General features: G+C 65.2%; 11 protein-coding genes. 8 read left to right on the top strand and 3 right to left on the bottom strand.

Annotated elements, in window-relative coordinates; genetic code table 11:
- Nucleotides 1-45 precede the first annotated feature (45 nt).
- The 7 genes from MTX34_RS22215 (at nucleotide 46) to MTX34_RS22185 (ending at nucleotide 7,567) form a co-directional block, all read left to right on the top strand.
- Complete coding sequence (locus tag MTX34_RS22215) at nucleotides 46-1,917, top strand: ATP/GTP-binding protein (protein WP_243610842.1); 1,872 nt, start codon at nucleotides 46-48, stop codon at nucleotides 1,915-1,917.
- Nucleotides 1,917-2,258: a transposase gene (locus MTX34_RS22210; RefSeq protein ID WP_243610841.1), complete on the top strand. Its 342-nt coding sequence runs from the start codon at nucleotides 1,917-1,919 to the stop codon at nucleotides 2,256-2,258. The genes MTX34_RS22215 and MTX34_RS22210 overlap by 1 nt, the downstream gene beginning before the upstream one ends.
- Nucleotides 2,255-3,883, top strand: coding sequence for a M23 family metallopeptidase (locus MTX34_RS22205; protein ID WP_243610840.1), 1,629 nt, complete (start codon nucleotides 2,255-2,257; stop codon nucleotides 3,881-3,883). The genes MTX34_RS22210 and MTX34_RS22205 overlap by 4 nt, the downstream gene beginning before the upstream one ends.
- A 36-nt stretch (nucleotides 3,884-3,919) precedes the next feature.
- The gene (locus tag MTX34_RS22200) at nucleotides 3,920-4,318 is read left to right on the top strand and encodes a hypothetical protein (protein ID WP_243610839.1); all 399 of its coding nucleotides are present in this window, start codon (nucleotides 3,920-3,922) and stop codon (nucleotides 4,316-4,318) included.
- Between the two features lie 73 nt (nucleotides 4,319-4,391).
- Nucleotides 4,392-4,538 (top strand): hypothetical protein, encoded by a 147-nt coding sequence (locus MTX34_RS22195; RefSeq protein WP_243597291.1) that lies wholly within the window; start codon nucleotides 4,392-4,394, stop codon nucleotides 4,536-4,538.
- Nucleotides 4,535-5,107: a hypothetical protein gene (locus tag MTX34_RS22190; protein ID WP_243610838.1), complete on the top strand. Its 573-nt coding sequence runs from the start codon at nucleotides 4,535-4,537 to the stop codon at nucleotides 5,105-5,107. Before MTX34_RS22195 ends, MTX34_RS22190 begins: the two co-directional genes overlap by 4 nt.
- A gap of 69 nt (nucleotides 5,108-5,176) precedes the next feature.
- Nucleotides 5,177-7,567, top strand: a complete 2,391-nt coding sequence (locus MTX34_RS22185) for a DNA topoisomerase III (protein ID WP_243610837.1) — start codon at nucleotides 5,177-5,179, stop codon at nucleotides 7,565-7,567.
- A gap of 70 nt (nucleotides 7,568-7,637) precedes the next feature.
- On the opposite strand, the gene MTX34_RS22180 is transcribed toward MTX34_RS22185, so the two are convergent.
- From MTX34_RS22180 to MTX34_RS22170, 3 genes are all read right to left on the bottom strand, one after another.
- A complete protein-coding gene (locus MTX34_RS22180) occupies nucleotides 7,638-8,000 on the bottom strand; it encodes a hypothetical protein (protein ID WP_243597288.1) in 363 nt (120 codons plus the stop codon).
- A gap of 514 nt (nucleotides 8,001-8,514) precedes the next feature.
- Nucleotides 8,515-10,185 (bottom strand): hypothetical protein, encoded by a 1,671-nt coding sequence (locus MTX34_RS22175; RefSeq protein WP_243597287.1) that lies wholly within the window; start codon nucleotides 10,183-10,185, stop codon nucleotides 8,515-8,517.
- Between the two features lie 200 nt (nucleotides 10,186-10,385).
- On the bottom strand, nucleotides 10,386-11,915 hold the full coding sequence (locus tag MTX34_RS22170; RefSeq protein ID WP_243597286.1) for a class I adenylate-forming enzyme family protein: 1,530 nt from the start codon (nucleotides 11,913-11,915) through the stop codon (nucleotides 10,386-10,388).
- Between the two features lie 290 nt (nucleotides 11,916-12,205).
- On the opposite strand from MTX34_RS22170, the gene MTX34_RS22165 reads away from it, so the two are divergent.
- Nucleotides 12,206-13,420, top strand: coding sequence for a TetR/AcrR family transcriptional regulator (locus MTX34_RS22165; protein WP_243597285.1), 1,215 nt, complete (start codon nucleotides 12,206-12,208; stop codon nucleotides 13,418-13,420).
- Nucleotides 13,421-13,422 lie beyond the last annotated feature (2 nt).

Below are 13,422 nucleotides of genomic sequence, written 5' to 3'. Positions count from 1 at the left end.
CGACCGCATCCGGCCCACCCCTGCCCGAGAAAAGAGACACTCACGATGACGACGACCGACCACCGCCCGCGCAGGGACTACGACCCTCGGTACGACGAGGCCAGGTCCGACGAGCCCGACCTGTACGAGACGTCAACGCCGCAGCCGTCGGCGTTCGTGCGGTGGATCATCGGCGACACCGACTACGCCGAGCTCGCCGCCCTCATCGCCACCGGCGACGCCGAAGAGCCCTCCGCTCTTTCCCGGCGCGGCCTCGGGCTGACCCGGTGGCGCAACGACCACCCACGGGCCGAACAAGCCGTCCACGAGGCAGCGGGAGACCCCTGGTGGCGCGCAGCACTGTCGTCGAGCGCACGCGGCCTCAAAGGAGCCGGTGGTGGCCGGATGTCGACCGTCCCGGCCCCGATCGAGTACGAAGCGACCTCGGTGCAGATGTGCGGGCTCAACCCGTGGGCGATCGGCGCGGCCGCACCCTCGGCGGGCACCATCGTCGGTCAGCACGCCATCACCGGCAACGCCGTCTCCTGCGATCCGTTCGCGTACTTCCGCGACAAGCTCATCGGAAACCCGTCGATGTTCGTTCTGTCCCTGCCCGGCCTGGGGAAGTCGACGCTGATCCGCAAGATCCTCCTCGGGGCGTGCGGATGGGGGCAGACCCCGATCGTCGCCGGCGACATCAAAGGCGAGTACGTAAAGCTCACCCACCTGGTCGGCGGGCAGGTGATCACCCTCGGCCACGGCGGTGGACATCTCAACCCCCTCGCCGCCGGAGCCCTCGGGCAGGCCGTCGTCCGCGCGATCGCCGCCCGCAACGCAGAAACCGACCCCGATCGCATCGCCGAGCTCGACGAGCTGATCGACGTCGCCACCATCACCATCTCCACCCGCCAGATCAACGCCGTCTGCGCCCTGGTCGAGCTGATCCGCTACGACACCCACTCGGTGAAAGCCTTCGAGAACTCCCTGATCGGTATCGCGCTGCGCGAGCTGTACGCCGACGGCGGATTCTCCTACACCCACCCGCCGCTGCTCAAAGACCTCTACACCCGCATCGACGCCGGCTCGGCAGACATGCTCCAAGCGGCCTACAAGACCGATCGCGAGGGCTACCGCGAAGCCATCACCGAACTGATGCAAGCCCTCGGTGCACTGACCTCAGGCCCACTCGGAGACATCTTCGCCGACCACACCACCGAACCGATCGACCTCGACGCACCGATGATCTGCATCGACGTCTCATCCCTCGACCGGGGAGACACCACCCTCAAAGCGGCCGTGATGCTCTCCTGCTGGGCCGACGCCTACGGCACCGTCGAAGCTGCACACCTGCTCGCCGACGCAGGCCTGGACCGCCAACGCCTGTTCCTGATGGCACTCGACGAGCTGTGGCAGGTCATCGGTGCCGGACCGGGCATGGTCGCCCGCGTCAACGAGATCACCCGCCTCAACCGCACCGACGCGACCGGGCTGCTGATGATCACCCACACCGGCCGTGACCTCGAAACCCTGCCCACCGAAGCCGACATCAAGACCGCGAAGGGCTTCATCGACCGCGCCGGCATGGTCGTGTGCGGGGGACTGCCGATCGGCGAGGTCGAGCGCCTGTCCGGGGAGCTGAAGTTCACCGACGCCGAAGCAGGGATGGTCACCTCCTGGTCGCGCGGGGCAGCGCTACGCGGGTCCGAACGGCGCACCGTCCGCAACCCGATCGGGCGCGGGAAGTTCCTGATCAAGGTCGCCAAGGACAACACCCCCGGCATCCCCATCCAGACGGTGCTCACCGACGTCGAATACGACACCGGAGTCCACGACACCAACGCCCGCTTCGCCGAGTACTTCGCCGGCGGCCAGCACCACGCCGCCGATACCGACGACGCCCATTACGCGCACGACACGGCACTGGTCGGAGCGCAGTGATGACCGCCGAGTACCCCCGCGCCGAATACCCGGCGCAGACCCGCGCGTGGGCGCTCGATCAATACGAGAAGTCGCGACACAACTACTCCTCCCGCGCCGAATGCGTTGCCGCCTTGGCTGTCTCGATCGGGGCACACGAGAACACCGTGGCCCGGTGGATCAAGGACAAGTACGGGCCCTCGCGTCGCCCCGCAGCGGACGAGGTGACCGCACGACTTCGTGCCGCCGAGGAGGAGATCACCCGACTGCGGTCGGAGAACCGTTCCCTCACCGAGCGTTTGGCCGCCCACGCCCCGCGATCGATCGTCGCGGAGTCGATTTCGGCGGCGGCGGCGTTGTGAAAAAAGGCGGCGCGATCGCCCTCGCTGTGGTGCTCGCACTGTCACTGTTCGTGGTCCTGTTCGTCACCACCGGTGTGCGCGAGGAAGTGCCGACCGATTGTCTTCCCGGGAAGGGCATTTCCTCTGCTGCAGGCGGGGTTCCGGCCGGGTCGTTCTCCAAGCCGGTCAAGACCACCGAATCGACCGTGTCGAGCCCGTTCGGGACGCGATGGGGCACCAACCACAACGGCATCGACCTGGCAGGTCCGGTCGGGACACCGATCTACGCCTACGCCGACGGCGTCGTCTCGAAAGCCGGACCCGCCGACGGGTTCGGCATGTGGATCGTGCTCGATCACAACATCGACGGCGCGGTCGTCTCCACCGTCTACGGCCACATGTTCCCCGACGGTGTGCTGGTGAAGGTCGGGGACCGCGTCACCGCCGGTCAGCACATCGCCGACATCGGCAACAACGGACAGTCGACCGGCGCGCACCTGCACTTCGAGTACCACCCCGGCGGCTGGGCACCGGGCAACGCGATCGACCCGCAACCCTTCTACGACGCCGCCGCCGACCCCGGCACCGGAGCGACCGGCCAGAGCCCACTCCCGTCGACGAGCACCCCGACAACCCCCGCACCGTCGACCGGCGGCTCCGCCGAGATGGCAGCACTGCCCGCCAATGTCGGCTCCGAGGAGCACTTCCAGGTCGACACGGTCCGCGTCGCCCGCGCTGTGCACGCGAAGTTCCCGCAGATCACCACCATAGGTGGGTGGCGCGCCGACGGTGGGGGATTCGACGACCACCCCTCCGGCCGGGCCGCGGACATCATGATCGACAACTGGCCCTCCGAGGAAGGCAAAGCACTCGGCGACCAGGTCAAGGACTACCTGTGGAGCAACCGCGACTACCTCCAGATCGAATACATGATCTGGCGACAGGAATACATCCCCTCCCAAGGTGAACCGAACACCATGGAGGACAGGGGATCTCCCACCCAGAACCACTTCGACCACGTCCACGTCACCACCGTCGGCCACGGCGCACCGGCACCCGGGCAGACCTACGGGCCCGTCCCCGGCGGCGGCGGATCCGCAGCGAAGGCGACCGGGAACTGCACCACCGCACCCGGTGCCGGTCTCGGTGATCACGGAGATCTCGCCGCCGGCCAGATCCCTCCCGAGTTCGAGCCGTGGCTCGCTCTGTCGTCCGCTCAGTGCCGCGAAGTCTCTCCCGCGATCCTCGCCGCTCAGCTCAAACAGGAATCCGGCTTCACACCGGGTCTGACCAGCCCGGCCGGGGCCGAAGGGTATGCGCAGTTCCTCCCCGGAACGTGGGCGTCGTTCGGTTTCCCCGTCGACGATCAGGGCGTGGTCACCGGAGCTGCGGGGGAGGGCGATCCCAACGACATCGGCGATGCCGTCATGGCGCAGGGACGCTACAACTGCTCGGTCGCCGACACCCTACGGCCGGGTATCGAATCCGGCTCTATCACCGGCGATCCCGTGGAGCTGATGCTCGCCGGATACAACGCCGGCCCAGGAGCGGTCCAACAGTTCGGCGGCGTCCCGCCCTACTCGGAGACCCAGAACTACGTCACCACCATCACCGCCACCGCATCCGACTACGACCTGGCCCGATAGCCGCCACCGACCAATGCTCGACGGAAAGGCCCACTCATGAGCACCGCGCCGACACGCACCAGCCACCACCTGACGTCCCACGATCGGCATCGAGCACTGACAGCCCTTGCTCTGACCTCGGTCATCGTATGGACGGTGTGGGCTGTTCCCGTCGCCCGATTGATCCTGGAGTCGATGATCACCACGATCGAGGACAGCGGCCGCGCCGCGGCGACCAGCGACGTTCTCGCGCATGGTTGGTGGGCCGTCATTGCCGTCACCGCGGCGATGACCATAGGCAGCCTCATCGCTGTCGCCGACGCCTCTGCGCGAGCGCAGAACTGGACTGTCACTGCGCTCCGCAAAGCCATCCACGTGGCGGCGACCGCGCTCGTCATGTGGGCGATCTGGACGGTGAGCGTTGTCGCCGGAGCAGGAGTCCCCACCGTCGGCTAGCGCGGCACACAACCACATTTGTTGTCGGTGGCCACCAGGACACTGGCACCATCACAGACCAAGGAGCACAGATATGGCACAGATCCTCCACAACCGCCAGGCGGATGCACCGATCGTCGATTGGCTCGAAGTCATCGCCAAAGCCGCTGCGCTGGGCCAGATCTGCGACACCGACGCTGAGTCAGCGAACGACTCCGACTCGCAGGAGCACACGAGATGAGCCGAAGAGCAGGCATCGTGTTCGCGTGTCTCGGTCTCGTCGGGGTGGTCGCCATTGCCGCTCTGGTCGTGTTCGTGTTCCGCGGTTCGGACACACCGCCACCACCGGGCACGGACGCCGGGATCGCCATCGACCCGTCGGCCACCGACCCGGTCGGCGTCGCGACGTCGGTGATGTCCGGTGTGTTCACCTGGCAACCGGCAGTGCAGGATTCACCGTGGGATGCCCTGCACGCCCAGCGCGACAACGTGACCGGATCGATGGCCACCGCCGCCGCCACGCCACCCGATCCAGCCCCGCAGCCGATCCCGGAGTGGTCGGCATGGGCACGCAGCGGAGACGTCGTCACCGCCGTCGCTCGACCGGACACCAGCGTCTACGCCGACGGCACAGCCGCCGAGATGGACGGTGACAACCAGTCCACCGTGGCTGTCGTCATCGACCGCGTCGTCCAACACCGCAGCGGTGAGATCACCCCGTTCACCGGCTACACCGGAGCCGTCGACCTCGAACGCACCGCTGACGGCTGGAAGGTCGCGAACTATCGCCTCGTCAGCGCAGGCCTCTAGCCCGACCGGCCACCGGCAACACCCTCGCTGTCCACACGCCGCACGCACCGCAGAGAAGGATCTATTGTCATGGGAAAAGTCGGAATCCTCACCGAAAAGCCCTCCGCAGCTCGCAACTTCGCCGCCGCACTGGGCGGTATGAGTGGCACGTTCGCAGGCACGGAGTACGTCATCGTCCACGCTCGCGGCCACCTGCTGGAGTTGAAAGACCCTTCCGCGATGGTGCCCGCGCCTCTCACCGACAAGTACAAGAGCTGGGAGCTCGAATATCTCCCGTGGAACGCCGACGACTTCCGCTGGGAGCGAGAGATCCGGCGCCGGGTGTCCGGCGGCAAGCTGGTCACCGATCCGGACGCGAAAAGCTTGCTGCAGGACCTCAAGACAGTGCTCTCGGAGTGCGAGAGCGTCTGCAATGCAGCCGATCTCGATCCGACAGGTGAAGGCTCACTGCTGGGCTGGGAGATCGTGGAGTACCTGGGCCTCGAGAACAAGAAGCTCGAACGCATGGAGTTCCTGGACGAGACACCGGCATCGCTGCGTAAGGCCTTCACAGCCCGTCGCCCGGTCACGGCGATCGCTGCCGAGGGCGACTACCGCAAGGCCGACTTCCGGTCGAAGTGGGACATGCTCTCGATGCAGTTCACCAGAGTTGCGACCAAGACGACCGGGGCGAGCACGGTACTGCGTAACGGGCGGCTCAAGTCCGCGATGGTCGTGATCGTCGGTGACGGGCTCGACGCGCACCACGGATACGTCAAGAAGGCGTTCTACGAGAACCGGTTTCGGGACGAGAACGGCGTGACGTACACCGACCCCGAGGTCGATCGATTCGAGAACGAGAACGATGTTCCCGGCGGCCTTCAGTCGTCACCGGTCGTCCACGACGGGACCACACGCAAGAAAACGGGACCGCCGAAACTGATGGACCTGGCCGGACTGTCGTCACTGCTCGCGAAGAAGGGCTTCGGGGCGAAGAACGTTCTCGACACCTATCAGAAGATGTACGAGGCGCAGGTGGTGTCCTACCCGCGTACCGAGGACAAGTTCATCTCGATCGAGCAGTTCAACGAGCTGCTTCCATCGGTCGACGCGATCGCCGGTGTGGTGGGCGTGGATCCGGCGGCGCTGAGCCATCGCGGCCCACGTACGAGCCACGTCAAGTCCGGTGGCGCGCACGGTGCCAACCGTCCGGGGCCCAACGTACCGCCGAGCCTCGCGGCAGTGGAGAAGGCCTACGGCGAGCTGGGTCGGGAGATCTACGAGCTCCTCGCGAAGAACTACCTGACGATGCTCGCCCCCGATTACGAGTACGACCAGCATCGCGGCCACGTCGAGAAGTACCCGAGCTTCGTCGGCTCGCTGAATGTGCCCGCAGTGCTCGGATGGAAAGGTGTGTTCGTCGTCGAGGAGGAGGACGGCGGCGAGCGCGACGAGCAACCCACTGGTGCGACGGCGTTGGGTACTATCGCGGACCCGTTCGTCCACGAGGGCTTCCCGCCGCGGCCGCCGCATCCGACGATGGGATGGTTGATGAAACAGCTCGAGAAGCGGAGCGTAGGTACCGGCGCGACCCGGACAAGCACCTATGCCGAGGTCACGAACAACTCGGGCGGCAAGGCCTTGATGATCGAGAAGCGCGGCAAGATCACCCTCAGCGCGATCGGTGAACTCAACCATCGGATCCTGCCGGGCACGCACATCGGGGATCTGACGATCACCGAGCAGGTCTTCGAGCAGATGGCGCAGATCGAGGCCGGAACCGGCAAGGCAGCCGACTATCTTTCCCTCGTGGCGGATCTGGTGCGCCGCGACCTCGCGACGATGACGGCGAATGCGAGGACGTTGTCCGGCGAGCTCACCGCACGGATGGGCAAGGCCGGGGTGACCCGAGAAGCGATGGAGATGATCGAGCTGCCACCGGAGCTGCATTTCACCCACGCAGGCACGGTCGTGACCCGCGCCAAGCGGGTCTTCGGCGGCCACCGGTTCACCGACACCGAAGCAGCGGCACTGCTCGCCGGCCGGGTCATCGAGATCGTCTCGACGAGCGCGAAGTCGGGAAAGACGTTCACCTGCACGGGAAAGCTCGAACCAGGCGTGAGGGAGAAAGACGGCAAGCAGTACCCACACGTGAGCTTCAACCCTCGATTCGAGGAGCGTGCACCTCGGACCGATCTGGTCAGTGGAGTGTGGAAAGGCAAGCCGGTGACGTTCAAAGGTCGCGGATGGGGTGCCAACGAACACTGGCGGGGTAAGGACTTCACCGATCAGGAACTGGAGAAGCTATTGGCCGGGGAGACCATCGAATTCGACGCCACGAGCAAGACAGGTAAGACGTACCGGGCCCGAGGCGCACTGGCCGCAGGTACGTACCAGGGCAGCAAGACATTTGGATTCAAGCTGAAGTTCGAGGACCGCAAATCCACCGCAGGCACCAAGAAACGCACCGTGCGTCGGTAAACGGGTGCCGCAGGACAGCAGCGGGGTCGTACGCCTGCACCCATCGGGGAAAAGAGTTCGAGCGGCAGGTTCAGAAGAAGGTCAGCTGCGCCTCGTCGACGCGGACACGTCCGGGCTTCGTCCGGAGGGGTCGTACCGGGGGAGCGTGCCGAGCCGGCACCGCCGGTGCGGAACCTTCGGCGATGCCGAGTTCGGCGCACGCGCGGCGCGCCAATTCCTCTCGTACACGCGATCTTTCGGCCACGCGCGCACGTCCGATCACAGTGTCTCGGGCACTCCACTCCAACTCCCACGCCGCCGATCCCGGAGGCGGCGCGCCCACAGCGCGATCGGTCACCCGATCGAGGAGTTGATCGATCCTGTCGATTACCACCTGCGCAAGCTCGTCGAGCACACGCTCAGGCACCGTGGCCACGCACTGGTTGTCGCTCACACCCGACACTGTAGAGGCGGGCACTGACGAATATGCTGCAGGGCAACCTGCCTCATGAAACTAGTTGCGGCACAGTGCCTGAATGCCATGGTGACGCTTCCTCATACTGATCCAGCACCATCGGACCGTGAGCGCTCGCGCCGATCTTGGCGGCGCGTTACGATTCGGTCAACGTCGACCGTATAAGACGGTCAATCCGCTACCCGTGCGGCTCCCGCCGGCTATGTCGTTGCTCGGGCGTTGCTTGCGCAGACGATGAGCGAGCTCGGTCAAGACGAGGTGCGCCAACTCGACAAACAGCAGTCTTTGCCTGTGATTCGAGACAATCGCACACACGCTGTCGAGACCGGCGAAGCCACACCTGTTCCTGTCGCAGCAAGAGCTGACCTTCTGCTCAGCGTCTGCAACGCGGTACCGTCCATGGCCATCATCGGTGACTCCGACCGAGCTGTCGATATTTCCTATCCTGTCTGCGACGGCGTCACCCCTGGCATATCTGACCGTTACGGTCGTTCTACCAGTCCAAGGTGGGCGCAATTAGTTCGCCGACGATCGCTGCGCTGACCGGTTCCGGCCGCGTCTGCGTCCACGCGGCGGTGCACACGTCGAGGTGGTTGTAGCCGGTAACCGCGATGGTGCGACCGTCGGTGGGTGCGTTTGCTTGCTGCAGCCCGTCTGCGAAACCGGAGTCCGCGCCGTCCAGGTAGAGGATGGGGCGGTCGGGCATGGTCAGGACGGGAGCGAAGTTCTGCAGGTCCGCTGTGCGGTCTCCGGAGTTGAGAGCGAGCAGTTCGAGCAGTAGTCGCAGGGGGAAGTTCCACTCGATGCCGTCGACTACCGGGTTCGCCATCAAGCTCGCCAGTTGTCGTATGTCGGTGACTTCGCTGTCGGGAGTGGTGTACGTGATGCCGTCGCGGGTCTGAAGTCCGCTGGTGGGGATGCGGTCGTAGGGCAGCCAGGTGATTGGGCCGTCGATGGCAACGGGGGCGACCATCGTGTTCCCGCCGACGAGACCGGTGTAGATCTGCGGCAGCTGGGCGGGGAGAACGAGGTTCTTGAGGTCGGCGGGCGTGCCGAATCCGCCGATGCTGCTGCGTAAGTAGCCCAGTGGTTGGGTGTTGTCGTCGAGCACGAGTCCCAGCAGCGCCGCGTTGGTGATTCGAGTGCGGGAGATGTCGGGTTCGGCGCGGAGAAAGTCGACGACGGTGGGGGATATCAGCGCTTGTGCAAGTAGCTCGTTGAGGAGGTCGTCGGGGATGGTGCCCACGATCGTGGACTCGGCATCGGGGGCAAGGTCTGCAGCGGAAGCGATGCTCGCCGCCAAGCCCAGGGCGCGGTTGAGCAGCGGGATCGTCGGTAGAACGCCCGTCGCGGGGGTGAGGGCATTGAGTCCGATGCCCAGTGAGTCGATGGCGTCGAACAATGCAGAGCCGGTGGTGGCGAAACGAGAGTCGAGGGAGAAGTATCCGGCGCAGGGTGCGGCGAGGGCTCCGTTGACGTCGAGCCGATTGGCTTGTGCCCCGGCGATGAGGGCTCCGAGGGAGTGTCCTCCGCAGAAGAGTTTGCTCGACCTGAACTGCTCTGGGAGCTGGTCGGTGATGACTTGTTGGTCGCGAAGAGTTTGCTCGATGCCGAGCAGACTCGTCACGGCGATGTCAGGATCGAGGGGGGCTTCGATGCGCGCGTTGTCCTGTAGGTAGTACTGCGCTGCAGCATCTGGATCGTTGTTCTGTTTTGCGCGCTCGAGCCCGGTGGGGTCTTCGAGACAGTTCGCTCGGCGGTCTATGACCCACACTTCGATGTTGCGGCCCTGAAGGGCCGCTGCGCGCACGGTGTTCGAGGCGAACGGTGCCAACATTCCTGCGCCTTCGTACACCCCCGGTTGGGTGATGAGTACTGCATCCGACTTCTCCGGATCATCTGGGCCCGAACCGGATTTGACGCGGAGGTAGCCCAGGTTCTGGCAGGCATCGGGGATTGCTATGCCGCTGGGCCCGAGGGGTGCCGAAACAGTGACGTACGTGGTCTCGACGTTCGGCGCTGCGGTGGGCCCCATGTCGTAAGGCTCGATGAAAGCAAGGCTGGTCGGCGCGGCGGCGGCAGTCGGTGCCGATGTCACCGCGATGGCCACGGCCACAGCGATCGCGCAGACCGGTCGCAGGACGGAGAGGGGGCGTGCAGTCATGTCGGTCCTTGTTCGTTGCCGGACCGGACCGGTCCGGTCTGTGGCGGCAGGCCCCCGCGCTGCCGATTGTTGTGTGGAACTGACTATCTCGATGCTGTCGTGTCGGAGGTGTTGCTCCGCTGCTGCGTGCGACTCGTGCAGTGCCGAGGCGCTGCACGAGTCGGTCGGCGGTGGCGGGTGTATCGCAGCGACGCCGGCCGTCAGGGGTGTTGGCTTGGCCCTGACGACGTTGCGCTGTGTTGAAGCTTGTCGCGCAGTTTGTGTTTCATGATCTTGCCGGACGGGTTGCGGGGGATCTCGGCGATGACCAGCTCGCGCGGCAGTTTGTAGTCGGAGACCAGCTTTCCGGCGTGCTCACGGAGTTCGTCGAGCGTGATGTCGCAACCGGGAAGTGGGGTGACGACGGCGACGATGGTTTCGCCGTACACGGCGTCGCTGCGGCCGACGACGGCGCAGTCGGCAACCCCGGGGGTGCCGGCCAGAGCATTCTCGACTTCGACGGAGTAGACGTTGCGGCCACCGGTGATGATCATGTCCTTCATTCGGTCGACCAGCGTGATGTATCCGTCGTCGTCGATTCGCGCGAGGTCGCCGGTGTGCAGCCATCCCTCGCGTAGGACGTCTGCGGTCTCTCGCGGCTTGTTCCAGTAGCCCTTCATGACGGTCTCGCCCTGCAGGATCAGCTCCCCGGTCTCCCCGCGTGGCACATCCCGGTTCTCCGGGTCGACCACTCGGACGACGGTGTTGAGCAGGCTGAATCGGCCGCTTGCGGAGGGCTTGGCCCGTACCTCGTGCGGGCGGCTGTAGATTCCGCCCGGTCCACCTTCGGTCTGACCGCACGCTTGGTAGAGGTTCACTGCCGGCAGTGCGTCGAGGAGGCGGCCGACGGCGTCAGCGGGCATCGGTGCGGCACCGAAGATTCCGGTCCTCCATGCGCTGAGGTCGCGGTCGGCGAGGTCGGGTTGGCGGAGCAGCATCTGGTACATCGTCGGCACGCCGAAGAAGCCGGTGATCCGCTCGCTCTCGAGCGCGTCCAGTACTGCTGTGGGCTCGAAGCCGGGGAGTACGACATGTGTCGCGCCGACCATCGTGCCGGGAATGAGCATCATCGTCAGCTCGGCTGCATGGTAGAGCGGAGCGACGTGCAGCAGCCGGTCCGCCTCGGTGAGCCCGAACAGGCTGGTGAGTGAAATACCCACCCAGATGGTCCGATGATGGTCGAACAGAGCGCCTTTGGGGCGACCTGTAGTTCCGGAGGTGTAGAGAATCAGCGCATCGTCGGATTCGTCGACCAGGACCTCGGGTGTGGAGTCGGGCTCGTCGGCGGCGAGGTCCGCGAGACTGCGGTGCCCCTCCACGTGTCCGAGCGCGAGGAGCAGCGGGGAGCTCGCGTCACCGACGGTCTCGGTGACCACCTGCGAGACGGTTGCATCGAATGCCAGGACCGATGCACCTGAATCGTCGAGGAGATAGCGCAGTTCCGGTCCAGCGGATCGTGGGTTGATGGGTACGACGATGGCTCCGAGCTTTGCCGCGGCATAGAACGCGATCACGAACCAATCGGAGTTCCCGGCCATCAGGGCGAATCGATCTCCCTTGCTCAACCCGAGTCGGTGCAGTGCGTGGGCTGCACGATTGACCTCGGCGTCGAGTTCTCGGTAGGTACGCCTACTCGATGCGAGCACCAGCGCCGTCCTGTCCGGACACCGCTGCGCACTGACGGTCAACATGCTTCCGATCGTTGGCATAGCCGCTTTCCCCTTCGATACCTGCTCGGTAAATTTCTACTGGCAATAGTAGAGGTTGCAAATCGTTCTGTAGTGGCTTTCAATGCAATAAGTAATTTTTCATTAGCTTCTACAGCCTTGTCGGCTTCGCGAGCTCAGCGCCCTGATCCCAGGGGGCGACGCGACGGGACGCCGTGCCCCGGTGCGGCGTCGAGAGTTACGAGAAGTGCGGTGTGCGCGTGGTACATCACTAGGATCGGCACCATCGGATGTTCGGAACGGATCGGCGGGCAATGAGTACAGCGCAGGTGAAGTCCACCGGAGTCGGTACGCGCCGCCCCCGCGACCGTCGGGCCCAGATATTGACGGCCGCTGCGGCTCAGTTCGGCACTGTCGGATACAGCAACGCCAACATCTCCGAGATCGCCGATGCGGTGGGCATCACAGCAGGAGCGCTGTACAAGCACTTCCGCAACAAGGAATCGATGCTCACCGAACTGACACTCGAAGGCTCCGATCGGTTCGTTGCCGCGCTCGCCGACGACACTGCCGACTTCGCCTCGACGATGTCGACGTTGGTAACGCTGGCAGTCTCGCGCCGCGACATCGGAGTGCTCTGGCAACGCGAGGCCCGCAATCTCCCCGAGCATCAACGGACCGAACTTCGCGATCGCCGCCGATACTGCCAGCAGCGTGTCGGTGAGTTGATCGCCGCTCACAGGCCGGCCTCCAGTGCAGACGAGTGCCGACTCCTCGCCGATGCCGTGATTGCAATCCTGCTCAGTCCCTCCTACCACCGCGCACAGGTGCCCAGCGAGCGGTACCGGTCACTGCTCGAGACGATCATCGGCAGGGTCGTCGACGTCCGTTTCGATCAGCCGGAACCGAGCGTCGACCCTGTCAGGACACTCGCACCGCCACGGCACACGCGCCGCTCTCGGCGAGAAGTCCTTCTGGGTGAAGCGACAACACTGTTCGCCGAACGCGGCTTCCACGCTGTGACGATGGACGAGATCGGGCAATCCGCCGGAATGGCCGGACCGAGCGTGTACAACCACTTCGCGAAGAAGGACGACATTCTCATCGCCGCACTCAATCGGGGTGCCGACATGCTTGACATCGGGTTGAACAAAGCGCTCGCACACGCGGAATCTGCGGCGCACGGCGTGCATCTGTCGTTGGTGTCGTACATCGAGTCGATGACCGATCATCCTGCTCTGGTGACCATCGTGGTCAACGAAACGGCGAGTCTGACCGACCCGTTGCGGCACCAGCTGCGGTCCAGGCAGCGCGAATACGTCGACGAGTGGGTTCATCTTCTGGCCTCTGTTCATCCCGGTACCGATACCGATACCGAGGAACTGCGGGCAACCGTCCTCGCCGCGATCACGGTGGTCAACATCGTGGTCGTCAACATCGCGGTCGATCGGTTCACCACGACACCGGCAGGCGAACTCGTTCACGAGCTCGCCTGCATCGGCGACGCGGTACTCGGGCTCGATCGCTGATC

It is taken from the genome of Rhodococcus sp. ARC_M5 (genome assembly GCF_022810405.1).
In the GTDB taxonomy this organism is placed as follows: domain Bacteria; phylum Actinomycetota; class Actinomycetes; order Mycobacteriales; family Mycobacteriaceae; genus Rhodococcoides; species Rhodococcoides navarretei.
Note: the sequence above shows the minus strand (reverse complement) of the source record. Positions and strands in the feature narration are given on the sequence as shown.

Excerpts from the sequence above, each read along its gene's own strand:
- MTX34_RS22215 (WP_243610842.1), top strand. The coding sequence starts at position 46 with ATGACGACGACCGACCACCGCCCGCGCAGGGACTACGACCCTCGGTAC.
- MTX34_RS22210 (WP_243610841.1), top strand. The coding sequence starts at position 1,917 with ATGACCGCCGAGTACCCCCGCGCCGAATACCCGGCGCAGACCCGCGCG.
- MTX34_RS22200 (WP_243610839.1), top strand. The coding sequence starts at position 3,920 with ATGAGCACCGCGCCGACACGCACCAGCCACCACCTGACGTCCCACGAT.
- MTX34_RS22195 (WP_243597291.1), top strand. The coding sequence starts at position 4,392 with ATGGCACAGATCCTCCACAACCGCCAGGCGGATGCACCGATCGTCGAT.
- MTX34_RS22190 (WP_243610838.1), top strand. The coding sequence starts at position 4,535 with ATGAGCCGAAGAGCAGGCATCGTGTTCGCGTGTCTCGGTCTCGTCGGG.
- MTX34_RS22185 (WP_243610837.1), top strand. The coding sequence starts at position 5,177 with ATGGGAAAAGTCGGAATCCTCACCGAAAAGCCCTCCGCAGCTCGCAAC.
- MTX34_RS22175 (WP_243597287.1), bottom strand. The coding sequence starts at position 10,185 with ATGACTGCACGCCCCCTCTCCGTCCTGCGACCGGTCTGCGCGATCGCT.
- MTX34_RS22170 (WP_243597286.1), bottom strand. The coding sequence starts at position 11,915 with ATGTTGACCGTCAGTGCGCAGCGGTGTCCGGACAGGACGGCGCTGGTG.
- MTX34_RS22165 (WP_243597285.1), top strand. The coding sequence starts at position 12,206 with ATGAGTACAGCGCAGGTGAAGTCCACCGGAGTCGGTACGCGCCGCCCC.